This is a genomic window from Pseudidiomarina taiwanensis (genome assembly GCF_003987435.1).
Taxonomy (GTDB): domain Bacteria; phylum Pseudomonadota; class Gammaproteobacteria; order Enterobacterales; family Alteromonadaceae; genus Pseudidiomarina; species Pseudidiomarina taiwanensis.
The window spans coordinates 704,449-721,344 of sequence record NZ_PIQG01000001.1 but is presented as its reverse complement, the minus strand read 5'-3'; the positions used below and the strand labels follow the sequence as shown (position 1 = coordinate 721,344).

Below are 16,896 nucleotides of genomic sequence, written 5' to 3'. Positions count from 1 at the left end.
CGGTCGTCTAAACAAATAGAATAAAGCAGGAGCACATCCGTGGTGGATAAGATCTGGTTAAAACGTTACCCAGCTGGAGTCCCGGAAACCATTGACCCGGACCGTTACAGCTCGCTCGTAGATATTCTCGAGCAGAGTATGGCGCAATACAGCGATCGTGTTGCTTACATCAATATGGACTGTCAAATGAGTTACAGTCAGCTCGATAAGATGACGCGTAACTTCGCTGCCTATCTGCAATCCATAGGCCTACAAAAAGGCGATGCAGTCGCCGTGATGATGCCGAACTTACTGCAATATCCGGTCGCGTTATTTGGCATTTTGCGCGCAGGGATGACGGTCGTGAATGTCAACCCGCTGTATACGCCGCGCGAATTGAAACATCAGCTCTCTGACTCGAATGCGAAAGCCATCGTCATTCTTGATAACTTTGCGCATACGCTCGAAAAAGTGATTGCCGATGTCAATTTAGAAAAGGTTGTTGTGACGAGTATTGGTGATTTACTCGATGCTCCGAAGCGCTGGATCGTCAATGCAGTGGTCAAATACGTGAAAAAGATGGTACCAAGCTATCATCTGAAAAATACCATCGCGATGCGCAAAGCTCTAAATATTGGCCAGCAGGCAAGTTACAGTCGACCGCAGCTCAGTGGCGATGACCTGGCATTTCTACAATATACCGGCGGCACCACAGGGTTGGCCAAAGGGGGCATGTTATCGCATCGTAATATGGTGGCAAACCTAGAGCAGGTATCTGCGGTATTTAATCCACTCGTTAACGATGGTGAAGAAACGATTATCACTGCGCTCCCGCTGTATCATATTTTTGCGCTGACAGTGAACTGCCTGACCTTTATTAAGCATGGTGGCAGTAACGTATTAATCACCAATCCTCGCGATATGCCTGCTTTTGTTAAAGAGCTCGCGAAGCACCCATTCTCGATGATTTCGGGCGTGAACACTCTGTTCAATGGCTTGCTTAACACTGAGGGTTTTAAAGATCTTGATTTTTCTAACGTCAAAATCGCCATGGGGGGTGGTATGGCGGTGCAACGCTCTGTAGCCGAGCAGTGGGAACGAGTGACCAAGTCACGATTGCTCGAAGGCTATGGCCTCACTGAGTGTTCACCAGTGGTCACGACCAACCCAACGGATATCGAGCATTATAATGGCACCATTGGTATTCCATTGCCGTCGACCGAGGTCCGAGTGGTCGATGTGGATAGTGGTGAAGTGCTGGGTATTGGTGAAGCAGGCGAACTACAAGTACGGGGTCCGCAGGTCATGGTTGGTTATTTAAACCGCCCAGAAGAGACGGCCAAAGTGATGCAAGACGATTGGTTCTGCACGGGCGACATCGGCATGATGGACGAGCAGGGCTTCTTTAAAATTGTCGACCGTAAAAAAGATATGATTTTAGTCTCAGGCTTTAACGTTTATCCGAATGAAATCGAAGATGTTATCGCCGCACATCCAAAAGTACTGGAAGTCGCAGCGGTTGGGGTCCCACATGATTCATCAGGTGAAGCGGTGAAGATTTTTGTGGTGGCCAAGGCCGGTGGTGTAAGCGAGCGTGAATTGATTGACTACGCACGCGAGAATCTGACCGCCTATAAAGTGCCGAAGTTTGTCGAGTTTAGAGATGAACTGCCAAAAACAAACGTGGGTAAAATATTGCGTCGTGAATTGCGCGATGAGGAACTCAAGAAGGCTGAGGCATAAGCTGTTTCGTTGATGACTGAGTCCTATAGTTTACTTACTGAACAGGCCGAACTAGAACGCTTTTGTGAGCGCGCAGGTTCGGCCTCTTTTCTCGCCTTAGATACCGAGTTTGTTCGGCAACGAACTTATTTCGCCAAGTTAGGTTTAATCCAAATAGCGGTGGATGATCAACTCGTTTTGGTTGATCCGCTTGCGATAGCGGATTTACGCCCCTTGTGGCAACTCCTGGCTAATCCAAGTATTCGAGTCGTGATTCATGCCGGTGGCGAGGATTATGAAATTCTCGGTCAAGCAATGGGCACTGTTCCGAACAATGTGTTTGACACCCAAATCGCCGCTGCCTTTCTCGGTATGGGCGATGCGCTGGGGTATGCGGCATTGGTCGAGCGGTTTGGTGGGCCAGTGCTCGATAAATCGCAATCCCGAACCGATTGGACGGCCCGCCCGCTCAGCGAAGAGCAACTGCGTTATGCCGCAGCAGATGTGACCTATTTGCAGCAAATCTACCCGCAACTTGCCGCACAACTTGACCAGCAGCCTCAGCTGCGAGAGTTGGTTCTGGCCGAAACGCATTTTCAAGTGGCGAAACGCCAGCAGCAGACCCCGAGTGAATTGCTGTATTTGTTTTTTGGTAACGCTTGGCAGTGTCGCGGTCCTCAGCTGGTGGCCTTGCAAAAGCTGTTAAAATGGCGTTTTGAGCGGGCTCAAGCGCAAGATATTCCACTTAGTTTTGTGGCGAAGGATAATAGTCTGCTGGAGCTGGCGCGCAAGCTGCCGCAGCAGCGTAGGCATCTGCATAGCATTAGTGAATTATCGCCGGTGACCATCCGTTATGCTGGTGAGGCGATTCTCGAACTCATTGCAGCGGCTCAGCACGAGTCCTCGGCGGATTTGGTGGAGCTGCAACGCTTAACGGATATGCGTGGCTATAAAGCCGCTTACAAAGCCATCAAACAAGTGCTTGATGCGCAGGCCGAGGCCCTTAATATTGGGGTAGGGCTGATTGGTTCGCGGCGCCAAATAAATGATGTGATCCATTGGTTTTGGCAAATCCCACCGGCGCTGCGTAAGCGCCTGCCGAAACCTGATTTATTATCGAGTTGGCGAGGCGAATTGCTTGCTGCAACGCTGACTGAGTTATTAGAGAATTGAGTTTCGATGTTAGTTGCCGTTTATCGTAGTTCGAGAAAGCAAGATACCTATCTTTATTTGCCTCATCCAGCTGATTTTTCAGTGGTCCCTGAACCTTTGCGGCAAAGCTTTGGTCAACCTATAGAAGTGATGGTGATAAAGGTAACCGCCGAGCGTAAGTTAGCGCGTTTAAGTGCGACTGAGTTATTGCAGCACTTGCAACAACCAGGGTTCTACTTACAGTTACCACCAGCGCAAGAAAGTTTGCTGAAAACGGAGTTAAAACCATGATTAAACGGGTATTGTTGGCAATAGTTTGGGTGAGTCTGAGTCAGGTCAGTATGGCCGATGAGGCCGCGCTGCCGTCGGAGCAAGGATTCTTTGAGTATGTGAATCAGATCAAGCAAGAGGCGCGCGCAGCGGGTTACTCTGAGGAGACTCTCGAAAAAGCTTTTGCTGAGGCGAAGTTTTATCAACGGTCAATTAAAGCAGATAAAAATCAACCCGAATTCAAATTGACCTTAGATACCTATTTACCCCGTGCGGTCCCTGAGTGGAAATCAAAGAAAGCTATTGAACTCTACAATGAACACCGCGAATTATTAGAAAAAATCGGGGCTGAATACGGTGTCCAACCGCGCTTTATTGTTGCTTTATGGGGCATCGAGACCAACTTTGGTGGCTACACCGGTGGCTTTGACGTGGTTTCAGCGTTAACGACTATGGCGTATGAAGGGCGTCGTGAAGAATTTTTCAAAAAGCAGCTGTGGCATGCGCTGACGATTATCGAAGAGGGCCATATCGATGTCGCCCAGATGAAAGGTTCATGGGCTGGTGCGATGGGGCAAACCCAATTTATGCCGAGTTCATTTATGAGCTATGCGGTCGATTATGATGGCGATGGCCGCAAAGATATTTGGGGCTCACTGGGTGACGTGTTTGCCTCAGCGGCAAATTATCTGAAAAGCGTAGGTTGGCGCGATGATGTGACCTGGGGACGTCAAGTTCAATTGCCGGTCGATTTTGACCAAGAGTTAGCTGGCTTAAAGGTGAAAAAATCACTCGCTGAATGGCAGCAACTGGGCATCCGTCGTCTCGATGGCACAGATTTGCCACAGCGTGATGATATCGAAGCTGCTGTGGTCATCCCTGATGATGAGAAGGGGCGTGTCTATCTTGCTTATGCCAATTACGATGCCCTGATGCGTTGGAACCGGTCGCATTATTTTGTTGCGGCAGTCGGCTATTTGTCTGATCGCATTCGGTTCCCACGTTAAATGCAGCCGGTAGCACCGAGTAAAATTGTTTGTGTGGGGCGCAATTATGCCGCCCACGCCAGTGAGCTGAATAATCCGCTACCGGAACGACCGATTTTATTTATGAAGCCGCCATCAAGCCTGACTTCGTTTAGCGATATCCGGCTTCCAGTTGGGCGCACTGATTGCCATCATGAACTTGAGATTGCGTTAAGAATCGCTCGTGATTGCCGTCAAATTGAGGCGGACACTGCGCTCGATTACGTTGATGCAATCACTTTAGCGCTTGATTTAACCTTGCGAGACTTGCAGGCGGAACTGAAAAACAAAGGCCAACCGTGGGAGCGTGCGAAGGCTTTTGACGGTGCCTGCGTAGTGGGTGAGTGGATTGAGCGGAGACAGCTCGATTTAAGTCAGCCACTGAGGTTTCAGCTGGCGGTGAATGGCCAACTGCGGCAGCAAGGAAATAGCCAAGATATGCTGTTTCCCATGGCTGAACTCATCAGTGATATCAGTAAAGCATTTAGCTTGCAGCGCGGTGATATTATTTTAACCGGAACTCCTGCCGGGGTTGCGGCCTTATTGCCGGGCGATCAAGTATGTGCCGAGCTGAGCCAAGCGCACCAGCATTGGAGTTTCTCCGGACAAGTTTATGGCTAACTTAGCAAACGCGCCGTTTTGGCAAGTTAAAAGCCTCAGTGAGATGACCGCTAGCGAATGGGAATCTTTGTGCGATGGCTGCGGTAAATGTTGCTTGCATAAACTTATTGATGAGGACGACCCGGCTGAAACCGTCCATTACACCAATGTTGCATGTCGTTTGTTAGACTGCCAAACGGGCCGTTGCAGTGACTATCGGCAGCGGTTTAAATCGGTTCCCGAGTGTGTCGTAATTCGTCCTGAAAATGTTGCGGAGCTCGATTATTTACCGGACTCGTGTGCCTATCGACGCTTGGCAAATGGACGTTCGCTGCCGAGTTGGCATCCGCTGCGGCATAATGGTTCTCAGGAGCCGATGCAAGCAGCTGGAATGAGCGTTGCTGGGCGGGTGGTGAGCGAAACTGAGGCGCAAGTGACGACGGCTGCGATCGTCACCTGGCCACTTGCCGATTGCGATTAAACGCGGCGATACACCCACAGTGAGCTAACCAGCACCACTAACCCTATCACTAAGTAGAGACTAAAAATAACCCGCATCCAAGCCGGCATGCTCCAGCCTAAAAATTGCCAATCAATGTCTCCACATAAGCCTGGTGCTCCAAATAAGCCCGGTAACCATTCATGGAGAGGCAAGTAACTTGGGAAGTTAGGGAAGGTATCGCAGACCATGAAAAAGGCATTCGCGGAATATTGTAAGCTGTAATGCTCATGAGCAATGATAAGCCCCCAGCCGGCACCGATGAGCCATAGTAGATAACCCGCACTGCGCAGCACCGGGCGTTCTGGATTTATGAGCGGAATTAAGCCTGCTACCCCAATCGTCAATACGGCCACACGCTGATAAATACATTTAACACAAGGCTCCAGCCCTAAACCATGTTGCAGGTACAAGGCGAATCCGACTAAGCCAAAGGCTGAGATACTCAAGATGAGCCAGGGCCAGCGCAGACGAGAGAGACGAGCAAGTTGAGTCATGTTAATCAGGCTTTTGGTAATGAATCGACCCAAGTATGGTGCAATTAAGGCGGCTGAAAGTAAAGACCGTTTGTGCAGTGCAACAAAACTTGTCCGACCATTGGAAACACTGTTAAAATCGTCGCTATTCATAACCTATTACAGAACTCATAGGTACGATTATCTCAGACGCAGGTTCATTCATGATTATTAAGGCACAGAGTCCAGCTGGGTTTGCCGAGGAGTACATCGTCAAGTCCATCTGGAACGGGCACTTTGCGCCCGGTACCATTCTTCCCGCAGAACGCGAACTATCGGAATTAATCGGAGTTACGCGCACCACCTTGCGCGAAGTGTTACAACGCTTGGCGCGTGATGGCTGGTTAACCATTCAGCATGGTAAGCCAACCAAGGTGAATAACTTTTGGGAAACTTCAGGGCTAAACATCTTGGAAACCTTGGCTCGCCTTGATGAAGATGGGATGCCGGTGTTGGTTGACCAACTGCTATCGGCACGCACCAATATCAGCGCCATCTATATTCGTGCGGCGGTCCGTAATAAACCTGCGGAAGCGAAAGCGCTATTGGCACAAGCGGCGGAATTGAGTGACGATGCAGAAGCCTTTGCCGAGTATGACTATCGCCTTAATCACGATCTCGCAATGGCCTCGGGTAACCCGATTTATGTGCTGATCTTAAATGGCTTTAAAGGCTTATATTCGCGCATTGGTAAGTTTTATTTTTCCAATTCGGAAGCGCGCGCACTAGCGCGCAAGTATTATGCCGAGTTACTGGCAATTGCCGAACAAGGAGAACAGGGTGAGGCCGCTAACTTAGTGCGTCAGTACGGTTACGAGTCAGGAAAAATTTGGCAGAGCTTACGCGGTGACATTCCCGCTGATTTAATAGAATAAAAAAACGCCGGCAAGTTGCCGGCGTTTTTAATTTCAGGATGGCGATTAACCGAAGTTTTTCGCGACAAAATCCCAGTTAACGAGATTCCAGAATGCGTTCAAGTAGTTTGGACGCGCATTACGGTAGTCGATGTAATAAGCGTGCTCCCAAACGTCTACAGTTAGAATTGGCGTTACTGAGTCATCAGTTAACGGGGTTGCAGCATTGCTGGTATTCACAATCTCAACGCCGCCAGCAGCAGTTTTTACCAGCCAAGTCCAACCTGAACCGAAGTTCGCCGCAGCTTGTGCACTGAATTCTTCTTTAAACTGTGCAAATGAGCCGAATTTTGCATTGATTGCGTCAGCAACTGCACCCGTTGGTTCACCGCCGCCATTTGGGCTTAGGCAGTGCCAATAGAAGGTGTGGTTCCAGACTTGTGCTGCATTGTTGAAGACACCACCACTTGAATTTTTGATGACATCTTCAAGTGACATGCTCTCCATGTCGGTGCCGGCAACGGCATCGTTGAGCTTGGTAACATAGGTCGCGTGGTGCTTGCCGTAGTGGTACTCAAGTGTTTCAGCAGAGATATGTGGTTCTAAAGCATTTTTCTCGTATGGAAGAGGGGGTAATTCAAAAGCCATGTGGACACTCCATTTTTTTGTTTTGAGAAATAAATTAAGCCAATGGTAATAGTCTACCATTGAATTCAGATTTTGCTGTCACTATATACGGAAATAAGGTCGGAAAAGATTTTTTCAAGGGCGGCAAAGCAAGAAAATATTTGCTAAAATCTGCGCGTCCAAATCGAGAGGTAAGCATGGAAACCGTAGAGAAGATTAAACAGCAAATTGCTGAACATCCAATTCTTTTATATATGAAAGGTTCACCTAAATTGCCAAGCTGCGGGTTTTCATCGCAAGCATCGCAAGCATTGATGGCATGTGGGCAGCCTTTCGCGTACGTCGATATTTTGCAAAATCCTGATATCCGTGCGGAGCTTCCGAAATATGCTGATTGGCCAACTTTCCCACAATTATGGGTTGAGGGTGAACTAATTGGCGGCTGTGACATTATTATGGAAATGTACCAAAAAGGTGAGCTACAAGAACTCATCAAAGAGACTGCTGAACGGAATCCGCAAACCGACAGTGAATAATCTGAAATTTTTTATGTGTTGAACCACAAACTTAAAAACGGAGACTGAAAATGGGTGTATTAGTAGGCCGTAAGGCACCTAATTTCACTGCTGCAGCTGTACTTGGCACAGGTGAAATTGTTGAAAACTTCAACCTTCATGAGCAAATCAAAGGTAAAAAAGCAGTGGTTTTCTTTTATCCACTCGACTTCACTTTTGTTTGTCCATCTGAGCTGATTGCATTTGACCACCGCTTAGAAGAGTTCAAAAAGCGTGGCGTAGAAGTTATCGGTGTTTCAATCGATTCACAATTCAGCCACAACGCTTGGCGTAACACTGCGGTTGAAAATGGCGGCATCGGTGAAGTGAAATACTCTTTGGTTGCTGACGTTAAGCACAGCATCTGCCGTGCCTATGATGTTGAACACCCAGAAGCTGGCGTTGCATTCCGTGCCTCTTTCTTGATTGACGAAGAAGGTATGGTTCGTCACCAAGTCGTAAATGACTTGCCACTTGGCCGTAACATTGACGAAATGTTGCGCATGGTTGACGCGCTCAACTTCCACCAGGAGCACGGTGAAGTATGTCCGGCTGGCTGGAAAGAGGGTGATGAAGGGATGAAAGCGGACACTAAAGGTGTGGCTGATTACCTTTCTAAGAACTCGGGTAAGCTATAATTTTCCCTGTTGTAGGGATGGGATAAAAGGGAGCTTCGGCTCCCTTTTTTATCGTTGTTCGTGCGCTTCGCTGTTCGTGCGCTTTGCTGTTCGTGCGCTTCGCTGTTCGTGCGCTTCGCTGTTCGTGCGCTTTGCTGTTCGTACGCTTTGCTGTTCGTACGCTTTGCTGTTCGTACGCTTTGCTGTTCGTGCGCTTCGCTGTTCGTGCGCTTCGCTGTTCGTACGTGCTTCGCACTGTTCGTTCTAACGAATAACGAATAACGAACAACGAACAACGAACAACGAATAACGAATAACGAACAACGAACAACGAACAACGAACAACGAACAACGAACAACTATTTCCGCTGCTTTAGCCAGAACAGAAGCAACGCCGCAATTGCTCCAAGCGTATCCGCCAACATATCCTTTTGCGCATCCCAGATATCACCTTGTGAACCGAGGAACTCGATACCCGCATCGCCGCCGGCGATGACCGCAAATTGCCATTCAATGATCTCATATGCTGCGGCGACGCTCATCACCATGAATAGGCCGAAGAACATCGCTGTGACCGGTTTGGCCCATTGTTTTCTTAGCAAAAGTTCAGCAGCTGCATAGGCATAAAAGCCGACCGAGAAGTGGGCGATGCGATCATAGTGATTGCGCTCGCCGCCCCACCATTGGGTGAACCAATCGAACGGGACTTCGGCAAAAGTATAGTGGGCGCCTATGGTGTGCATGATGAGCCAAACAGACATCAAGGCATAGGCCGTGTTACTGAACTGGAATTTACGGTAACTGACCACCAGCAACGCAAAAATCAGTATCACTGGTGTCATTTCCGCAATCCACACATCCATCATCGCCGGGTTAATCACGGACCACACCATGAGAACTGCTATAGCGATGGCGAGCACAATGGGAAAATTCAGTTTCATACGCCGTCCTTGGTTAATGGCCAGCCACCGAGTTGGCGGTAGCGGTTAACCATCCAACAAAACAGTTCTGCGGTACGCTCAGTGTCGTACAAAGCAGAATGGGCTTGCTTTTGGTCAAATTCGATTGCAGCCGCTTGGCAGGCCTTAGCTAACACCGTCTGACCTACCGTGAGCGCAGCTAGGCTCGCGGTATCGAAGGTGACAAACGGATGGAAGGGGTTACGCTTTAGATTGGCGCGTTCCGCCGCGGCCATGACAAAACCATGGTCAAAGGTGGCATTGTGGCCGACTAAAATACAGCGCTGGCAGTTCGCTTGCTTTTGCGCTTTGCGAAGACCTTTGAACAAGTCTTTTAAGGCCTCCGCTTCAGCAACTGCCCCACGTAACGGTGAGTAAGGGTCGATGCCATTAAACTCAATTGCTGCCTGCTCGATATTCGCTTCAGGAAACGGCTCAATATGATAGTGAAACTGCTGATCGGCAACTAACTCTTCGTCTTCAGTAAAGCGCAGAGTAACGGCCGCGAGCTCCAACAAGGCATCTGTGTTTGCGTTAAAGCCAGCGGTTTCGACATCGATCACCACGGGCATATAGCCGCGAAAGCGTTGTTGCATTAACTCTGCGCTTTGCTCGTCACTCATAAGTCACGCTTTGAGCTAAGCTCGATCAGTTCAATGGCATAGCCATCCGGATCGCGGACAAAGGCAATCACGGTTTTACCGCCTTTCACCGGACCGGGCTCGCGATAGACTTCGGCACCTGCCGCTTTGATGCGGTCACAGGTCGCATAAATGTCATCAACGCCAATAGCGATATGGCCGAATGCGTCGCCATGGTCGTAGCTGTCGGTATCCCAGTTATAGGTCAGCTCCAACACGGTATGGTCGGTTTCTGCACCATAGCCGACAAAGGCAAGCGAGTAACGGTAAGCTTCGTTGTCAGCGGTGCGGAGTAATTTCATGCCCAGCACTTGGGTATAAAAATCAATCGAGCGTTGCATATCACCAACGCGTAACATGGTATGAAGGAATTGCATCAAGCCTCCTCAATTTCGGTTTTGTCTTTATATTCGCATAGGTCTTCAATAATACAACTGCCACAACGAGGTTTGCGGGCAACACAGGTATAGCGACCATGTAAAATAAGCCAATGATGCACATCGACTTTAAATTCTGCAGGGACGACTTTGAGTAGCTTTTCTTCAACCTTATCAACGTTTTTACCGACCGCTAACTTGGTTCGATTAGAGACCCGAAAAATATGAGTATCAACGGCAATGGTTGGCCAACCAAAGGCGGTATTGAGCACGACATTTGCCGTTTTGCGACCAACCCCCGGCAGTGATTCAAGTGCGGCGCGGTCTTCGGGGACTTCACCGCCGTATTGATCAACAAGGATTTGGCAGGTTTTGATCACATTTTCGGCCTTTGAGTTAAATAGACCAATGGTTTTGATGTAGTGTTTAACCCCATCCACCCCGAGATCCAGCATCGCTTGCGGTGTGTTAGCTACCGGAAATAACTTCCGCGTTGCTTTGTTGACGCCGACGTCGGTGGCCTGCGCCGATAACAACACGGCAATCAATAACTCAAAGGTAGAGTTGTATTCCAGCTCAGTGGTTGGGTTCGGGTTATTGGCACGCAGCCGCGTTAAAATTTCAATACGCTTTTGTTTATTCATAATTTATTGTGCCGTTACCCGTGCACGGGTGACGGTTTTCTCTGGTTTAACGGCGCGCGCTTGGCGCACGGCGTCAATTTTATTTTTAGCGGCAATAATAAAGCCCATTACGATAAAGGCACCTGGGGGCAGGATCGCGACCAATAATGGATGCTCGACCGCAAACAGAGTCAAACTAAGGCTCTGTGCCCAATCACCCAGCAATAATTCGGCTCCGCTGAAGAGAGTGCCATTGCCGAGCACCTCGCGAATCGCACCAAGCAAGACCAAGACAAGGGTAAATCCAAGCCCCATCATCACCCCATCAAACGCAGATTGGCGCCATGGGTTTTTGGATGCGTAAGCTTCTGCTCGACCGATAATCGCGCAATTGGTGACAATCAGTGGAATAAAAATACCCAAAGCTTGATCCAAGCTGAACAAGTAGGCCTTGAGGAGCAGTTGAATCATCGTCACAAAAGTCGCGATCACCATAACGAAAATCGGAATACGAATTTCTTTCGGAACATAGTCACGAACTAGGGATACGGTCACATTCGAACCGACCAGCACCAACAAAGTGGCGAGCCCTAATCCTAAGGCATTGGTTACTGTGGAAGTCACCGCGAGCAGCGGACATAAGCCTAATAGCTGCACCAGTGCGGGATTGTTCTCCCATAAGCCTTGCCAAGTGAGTTCTTTGTACTCGTTCATGGTGCTTGCTCCATACAGTTGGCGGGCAATTGATACCAGTTATCCGCTTCACGCTGCGCGACTAGGGCTGCGCGCTTTACGGCTTGGACCACGGCTCGCGGCGTAATGGTGGCGCCAGTGAATTGGTCAAAGATGCCACCGTCGCGTTTTACTGCCCAGCGTGGATCATCCTCAGAGTTGACCTGTAGCCCTTCGAATGAACGAACCCAATCGCTTTTGCGCAATTCAATTTTATCGCCCAAACCAGGGGTTTCATTGTGGGAGATGGTGCGTACACCAAGTACTTCACCGGTTACCGCCACAGCCACCAATAATTCGATAGCGCCGCTATAGCCATTTGGCGCGACCACCTCAAGCGCAACAGCTTGCGGCTGGTCAGCAAGGAATGCACGATACACTTTACGTGGCGCCGAAAAGTCTGCTGACTCAACCAAGGTACAACTTTGAAATAAATCATTATCGTGCTGGGTAGGGGGAATTAACTCGTTTAGGACACGGAGCACATGCGCTTCTTGTTGACGCGCAATAGGAGCTTCGGTCAGGCGTGCAGTAGTAAGCACCAAAAGGGTGGAGATCACTGCAAATAGCGTTAATATCGCGCCGTTTTTACGCATACTCTCGACTATCTTCATGATTTACCTCCATGTCCATAGGCAATGGGTTGCGTATATTTATCAATGATCGGCACACACATATTCGCCAATAGCACCGCAAATGCCATGCCATCTGGATAGCCACCGAAACTACGAATGATAAATACCAGCACTCCAATTAACAGCCCAAACCAGAGTCGACCGCGATTCGAAGTTGCCGCACTCACCGGGTCGGTAGCAATAAAGAACGCCCCCAACATGGTGGCACCGCTGAGCAAATGAATGGAGACTGGGATCGACGTATCTGGATTAAACAACTGAAAAATAGCCGCAGGCACCGCGAGGCCAAGTAGGACGCCAACTGGGATATGCCAACTGATGATACGTTGCTGCACTAAGATTAACCCACCAGCAAGCCAAGCGAGATTTAACCAACCCCAGCCGATTCCACCGACTGCACCAAAAATGGCCTGGCTGGCAAAAATTTCTGGTGTGGTAAATTGCGCAGTGAGACCGTTCCGTAGGGCATCGAGCGGAGTCGCCATGGTTAGTCCATCGACTCCCATGCGCAATTGCTCAAGGCTGTAGCCAGCTGGAGTATAGCCGCTAAAAATGAGGCTGGCAGCGGTACTTAAATCAACTCGTTGCTGGGCCAGTTCAGTTGCCAGCGGCCAACTGCTCATTTGTACTGGGAAGGAAATCAGCAGCACCACATAACCCGCCATGGCAGGATTAAATAGGTTCTGGCCAACCCCACCATACACTTGCTTGACGACGACAATGGCGAAGATCATGCCAATACTGATCACCCACCATGGCGCTAAACTGGGAATACTTACCGCTAACAGTAATGCGGTGACCACAGTGGTATGGTCGCGCCAAACCGTGCGAATTGAGCGGCCACGAAGCTTAACTGCGATAGCTTCAGCGCTAAGCCCGACGATAAGTGCCAACAGCATTTGTAACCATACGCCGGCACCAAAGAAGTAGTGGTGCAAAATAATGCCGGGAATCATGCACAGATAGACCCAACGCATGACTTGTTGAGTCGAGCGCTTTTGATGGGTATGGGGCGAGGCAGCTAACTTAAATGTCATGCGGATGAATCGTCCTCTTGTTTAGCTTTGGCAGCTGCCAGTGCAGCTTTGCGGGCTTTTGCCCGAGCGATGGCGGCCTGCACCGCATCTTGTGGATTCGGGGCGCCTTGCTGTTGGGCCTCTGCTTGTGCCTTCTTACGCGCTTCAGCTGCTTGTCGGTGGCGCTCTAAGCGTTCTTGCTTTTCGCGCTCGAGACGCTCTTTACGCGCTTCAAAGCGTTGCCGTGCGACTTCAGCTTGGGCCTTTTCGCGGGCAATAGTGCGCACTTCAGCTTTGGCTTTGCGATAGTAGTGCACCAGTGGAATTTCACTGGGGCAAACGTAGGCACAGGCACCACACTCAATACAATCGAATAAGTTCTGCTGCTCAAGCCCGTCATAATCTTTTGCTTTCGCCAGCCACTGTAATTGTTGGGGCAGCAATTGTGCAGGACAAACATCGGCACAGGCACCACAACGGATACACGGCATCTCAGTCTGCGCTGGTTCAAGTTCTTGGGTACTTGGGACCAGCACGCAGTTACTTATTTTGACGATCGGTACGGTTAAATCGGGGAGGGTGAAGCCCATCATGGGGCCGCCCATAATCACTCGTTGTTGAGGCTCAGCGCGGAAGCCTGTATGGGCAAGGAGATCCGCTACCGGAGTGCCGAGTCGAACCCAATAATTACCTGGTTTGTCAACGTTTTCACCGGTGACGGTTACGACCCGTTGATCAAGAACTTCGCCATGCTCTACTGCGCGTGCAACGGCATAAGCAGTGCCGACGTTTTGCATCAAGAAACCAAGGTCAATAGGTAAGCCACGACTTGGAACTTGGCGTCCGGTTAAAATTTGAATAAGCTGCTTCTCACCACCAGATGGGTATTTGGTTGGAATTACCCGTAATTCGATGGCTGGAAACTCATTCAGCACCGCGGTAAAACTGGCCACAGCCTCGGGCTTGTTATCTTCAATCGCCAAGATAGCTCGCTCACAGTTGACAATATGCAGCAAAATCATGGTCCCACGGCAAATATCGAGGGCATGCTCGCGCATTAAACGATCGTCAGCTGTGATGTAGGGTTCGCATTCGACCCCATTGATAATCAGCGCTTCAAGCGGACGCTGTTGATTTAATTTTTGCGCCGTCGGAAAACCTGCACCACCGAGCCCAGCAATTCCTGCGGCGGTGATGCGGGTAATTAAGTCGGCGGCGCTAAATGCCTGATAATCGCCAATTGGCTCGAGCGTTTGCCGCTGATCCGCACCGTCTGCGTTAATTTCGATCAAAGTATCCGGTAAACCTGACGGGTGGGCAACGCGTCCAGGTCCGATTTTAGCGATGGTGCCTGAGGTCGGCGCATGCACAGGGAGTTGTCCTGGCAACTCTGCAGCGGTTAACGGTTGGCCTCTTAATACTTTGTCACCCGGACTGACGATGATGGGGCCAGCGGCGCCTGAGTGTTGTTTTATCGGAACTCGATACACTGAGCTGAGTGGCAGTGTTGCAATTGCAACCTGATTGGACAAATCTTTACGCTCAGGTGGATGAATCCCACCTGGGAATGTCCATAACTGATGGGTGAGGCTAGTTTTCATTGCGTCACTCACAGGCTTACGACTCCACTACTTTGACGGGAATTTGTTGTAAATCCCACTGCCAGGTTTCAGTTTTTGGGGTGACCGGAACCATGTCGATGCAATCGACAGGGCAGGGCTCGACACATAAATCACAGCCGGTGCATTCGTGGGCGATGACCGTATGCATTTGCTTGGCGGCACCTAAAATTGCATCGACAGGACACGCTTGAATACACTTGGTGCAGCCGATGCATTCGTCTTCGCGAATGACCGCAACTTTTTTCACACTTTCTTCACCATGCGCGCTATCGAGAGGCTTGGCTTCAACCCCCATCAAGTCTGCTAATTTTTTAATTGTGGCTTCACCACCGGGTGGGCATTTATTGATTTCATCGCCGTTGGCGATTGCCTCAGCATAAGGCCGACAGCCTGGATAACCACATTGACCGCACTGTGTTTGCGGCAGAATTGCGTCGATTTGATCGACAATAGGATCACTCTCAACTTTAAAGCGCACTGCAGCGAAGCCGAGGATCAGCCCAAAGATAAGCGCTAAGCCCGCGAAAACGAGGAGTCCGGTCACCAAACTCATGCTGTTGTCACCAAACCGCTAAAGCCCATGAATGCCAGCGACATCAAGCCGGCAGTAATCATCGCAATCGCTGCACCACGGAAGGAAACGGGCACATCAGCGGCGGCTAACCGCTCACGCAGCGCAGAAAATAGAATCAACACCAGTGAAAAGCCCAGTGCAGCGCCGAGCCCATAGATGATCGACTCGATGAAATTATGCTGTTCGTTGATATTCAGTAGCGCGACCCCAAGCACCGCACAGTTTGTGGTAATCAGGGGCAGGAAAATACCGAGCAAACGGTACAAAGTCGGACTGGTTTTGTGCACGACCATTTCCGTAAATTGCACCACCACCGCGATAACCAAAATAAAACTCAGCGTCTGTAACGCACCAAGATTTAGCGGCTCGAGGATATATTGGTTGACTAAGTAGCTGCAGACTGAAGCGAGTGTGAGCACGAAGGTGGTCGCAGCCGACATTCCGATTGCCGTCTCTAACTTACTCGAGACCCCCATAAATGGGCACAATCCGAGGAATTTCACCAAAACAAAATTGTTGACCAGTACTGTTGCAACCAACAGCAGCAGGTAATCACCCATGCTTCGCTCTCATTCGGCATTAATCGATAGGAGTATTATCGTACCTTTAGGCGGATGAAACAACCGAGGAATGGTAAGGTTTTTGGCTTTTTTCGGGGTCTTGCAGAAGGTGGCTCCCCAGGTTGGATTCGAACCAACGACACATGGATTAACAGTCCACCGCTCTAACCAACTGAGCTACTGGGGAATCGAGATTGGCGCTGTGAGGCAGGGAGTGGCTCCCCAGGTTGGATTCGAACCAACGACACATGGATTAACAGTCCACCGCTCTAACCAACTGAGCTACTGGGGAACAGCTTCACAACGGGAGCGAATGTTAATGGCGACAGCGCGCGCTGTCAATAGTTGAGATGCGCAAAAATGTGCGTTTGGACGTTTTATCAACAACCGTGGGCGGTAGCGTGAAGTCAAGAAATTATTTTTGCGAAAACTATGAGGTTGATCATAGTCAATGACCGCTATTTTTATCCACAAATCTGCGAACTTCCCATTTTTTGTGGGCTAGACGATCTTATCCACTAAATCTGTGGATAACCCTGTGAATGACTCTGTGAGATACGCGTAAAATCGCGCTTTTTGGGCGATTGAAGCGGTTGCTCAAATATTAGCTCATAAAAATAAAGTAATTAAAAATCAGTAATTTATAAAAATGCGATGAAATGCAGGTAGATTTTTTTAGGAAAATTCATCGGCTTTATGACGATATTGTCATACTTGTGTATTTCTTATTTTTCTAAAGCGAA

Annotated in this window: 21 protein-coding genes and 2 tRNA genes; 9 read left to right on the top strand and 14 right to left on the bottom strand. The window is 49.4% G+C overall.

The genetic code is table 11. The features are described 5' to 3' along the window. Positions 1-42: 42 nt before the first annotated feature. From fadD to CWI83_RS03465, 6 genes are read left to right on the top strand one after another with little or no spacing between them, the layout of a single operon-like run. Positions 43-1,722, top strand: coding sequence for a long-chain-fatty-acid--CoA ligase FadD (gene fadD / locus CWI83_RS03490; protein WP_126826069.1), 1,680 nt, complete (start codon positions 43-45; stop codon positions 1,720-1,722). 12 nt (positions 1,723-1,734) lie between these two features. Continuing rightward, the gene (gene rnd, locus CWI83_RS03485; protein WP_126825741.1) at positions 1,735-2,874 is read left to right on the top strand and encodes a ribonuclease D; all 1,140 of its coding nucleotides are present in this window, start codon (positions 1,735-1,737) and stop codon (positions 2,872-2,874) included. Between the two features lie 6 nt (positions 2,875-2,880). Then, complete coding sequence (locus CWI83_RS03480; protein ID WP_126825739.1) at positions 2,881-3,144, top strand: YcgL domain-containing protein; 264 nt, start codon at positions 2,881-2,883, stop codon at positions 3,142-3,144. Continuing rightward, a complete protein-coding gene (locus tag CWI83_RS03475; RefSeq protein WP_126825736.1) occupies positions 3,141-4,130 on the top strand; it encodes a lytic murein transglycosylase in 990 nt (329 codons plus the stop codon). Before CWI83_RS03480 ends, CWI83_RS03475 begins: the two co-directional genes overlap by 4 nt. Beyond that, positions 4,131-4,769, top strand: a complete 639-nt coding sequence (locus CWI83_RS03470; RefSeq protein ID WP_126825734.1) for a fumarylacetoacetate hydrolase family protein — start codon at positions 4,131-4,133, stop codon at positions 4,767-4,769. It begins immediately after the preceding gene. Then, the gene (locus CWI83_RS03465; protein ID WP_126825731.1) at positions 4,762-5,229 is read left to right on the top strand and encodes a YcgN family cysteine cluster protein; all 468 of its coding nucleotides are present in this window, start codon (positions 4,762-4,764) and stop codon (positions 5,227-5,229) included. The genes CWI83_RS03470 and CWI83_RS03465 overlap by 8 nt, the downstream gene beginning before the upstream one ends. On the opposite strand, the gene dsbB is transcribed toward CWI83_RS03465, so the two are convergent. Next, complete coding sequence (gene dsbB / locus CWI83_RS03460) at positions 5,226-5,744, bottom strand: disulfide bond formation protein DsbB (RefSeq protein ID WP_126825729.1); 519 nt, start codon at positions 5,742-5,744, stop codon at positions 5,226-5,228. The two genes, CWI83_RS03465 and dsbB, sit on opposite strands and share 4 nt — an antisense overlap. A gap of 182 nt (positions 5,745-5,926) precedes the next feature. Between dsbB and fadR the strand changes: the two genes are divergently transcribed. Then, positions 5,927-6,637, top strand: coding sequence for a fatty acid metabolism transcriptional regulator FadR (fadR, locus tag CWI83_RS03455; protein WP_126825727.1), 711 nt, complete (start codon positions 5,927-5,929; stop codon positions 6,635-6,637). A 45-nt stretch (positions 6,638-6,682) separates the two neighbouring features. Here fadR and CWI83_RS03450 read toward each other — a convergent pair whose 3' ends face one another. Further along, complete coding sequence (locus tag CWI83_RS03450; protein ID WP_126825724.1) at positions 6,683-7,264, bottom strand: superoxide dismutase; 582 nt, start codon at positions 7,262-7,264, stop codon at positions 6,683-6,685. 176 nt (positions 7,265-7,440) lie between these two features. Between CWI83_RS03450 and CWI83_RS03445 the strand changes: the two genes are divergently transcribed. Together CWI83_RS03445 and CWI83_RS03440 are read left to right on the top strand one after the other, a co-directional pair. Then, complete coding sequence (locus CWI83_RS03445) at positions 7,441-7,779, top strand: Grx4 family monothiol glutaredoxin (RefSeq protein WP_126825721.1); 339 nt, start codon at positions 7,441-7,443, stop codon at positions 7,777-7,779. Positions 7,780-7,829: 50 nt separating this feature from the next. Further along, positions 7,830-8,435 carry a peroxiredoxin gene (locus CWI83_RS03440; protein ID WP_126825718.1) on the top strand — a complete coding sequence of 202 codons (606 nt, stop codon included), beginning with the start codon at positions 7,830-7,832 and terminating at the stop codon, positions 8,433-8,435. A gap of 338 nt (positions 8,436-8,773) precedes the next feature. Here CWI83_RS03440 and CWI83_RS03430 read toward each other — a convergent pair whose 3' ends face one another. The 12 genes from CWI83_RS03430 to CWI83_RS03375 form a co-directional block, all read right to left on the bottom strand. Beyond that, positions 8,774-9,355: a DUF2238 domain-containing protein gene (locus tag CWI83_RS03430; RefSeq protein ID WP_126825712.1), complete on the bottom strand. Its 582-nt coding sequence runs from the start codon at positions 9,353-9,355 to the stop codon at positions 8,774-8,776. After that, on the bottom strand, positions 9,352-9,996 hold the full coding sequence (gene rnt / locus CWI83_RS03425; protein WP_126825709.1) for a ribonuclease T: 645 nt from the start codon (positions 9,994-9,996) through the stop codon (positions 9,352-9,354). The genes CWI83_RS03430 and rnt overlap by 4 nt, the downstream gene beginning before the upstream one ends. Further along, on the bottom strand, positions 9,993-10,391 hold the full coding sequence (gloA, locus tag CWI83_RS03420; protein ID WP_126825706.1) for a lactoylglutathione lyase: 399 nt from the start codon (positions 10,389-10,391) through the stop codon (positions 9,993-9,995). Before gloA ends, rnt begins: the two co-directional genes overlap by 4 nt. Then, positions 10,391-11,035 (bottom strand): endonuclease III, encoded by a 645-nt coding sequence (gene nth, locus CWI83_RS03415; protein ID WP_126825703.1) that lies wholly within the window; start codon positions 11,033-11,035, stop codon positions 10,391-10,393. The genes gloA and nth overlap by 1 nt, the downstream gene beginning before the upstream one ends. Before the next feature lie 3 nt (positions 11,036-11,038). Next, entirely contained in the window at positions 11,039-11,728 is a 690-nt protein-coding gene (locus CWI83_RS03410) for an electron transport complex subunit E (RefSeq protein WP_126825700.1), read from the bottom strand. Then, positions 11,725-12,360, bottom strand: a complete 636-nt coding sequence (rsxG, locus tag CWI83_RS03405) for an electron transport complex subunit RsxG (protein ID WP_126825697.1) — start codon at positions 12,358-12,360, stop codon at positions 11,725-11,727. Before rsxG ends, CWI83_RS03410 begins: the two co-directional genes overlap by 4 nt. Further along, positions 12,357-13,418 (bottom strand): electron transport complex subunit RsxD, encoded by a 1,062-nt coding sequence (gene rsxD, locus CWI83_RS03400; protein ID WP_126825694.1) that lies wholly within the window; start codon positions 13,416-13,418, stop codon positions 12,357-12,359. Before rsxD ends, rsxG begins: the two co-directional genes overlap by 4 nt. Then, on the bottom strand, positions 13,415-14,998 hold the full coding sequence (gene rsxC, locus CWI83_RS03395) for an electron transport complex subunit RsxC (RefSeq protein ID WP_126825692.1): 1,584 nt from the start codon (positions 14,996-14,998) through the stop codon (positions 13,415-13,417). The genes rsxD and rsxC overlap by 4 nt, the downstream gene beginning before the upstream one ends. Before the next feature lie 16 nt (positions 14,999-15,014). After that, positions 15,015-15,572, bottom strand: coding sequence for an electron transport complex subunit RsxB (gene rsxB, locus CWI83_RS03390; protein WP_126825690.1), 558 nt, complete (start codon positions 15,570-15,572; stop codon positions 15,015-15,017). Next, positions 15,569-16,153: an electron transport complex subunit RsxA gene (gene rsxA, locus CWI83_RS03385; RefSeq protein WP_126825687.1), complete on the bottom strand. Its 585-nt coding sequence runs from the start codon at positions 16,151-16,153 to the stop codon at positions 15,569-15,571. The genes rsxB and rsxA overlap by 4 nt, the downstream gene beginning before the upstream one ends. Positions 16,154-16,263: 110 nt before the next feature. Then, positions 16,264-16,340 (bottom strand) — tRNA-Asn (locus tag CWI83_RS03380). A 28-nt stretch (positions 16,341-16,368) separates the two neighbouring features. After that, positions 16,369-16,445 (bottom strand) — tRNA-Asn (locus CWI83_RS03375). Positions 16,446-16,896: the final 451 nt, after the last annotated feature.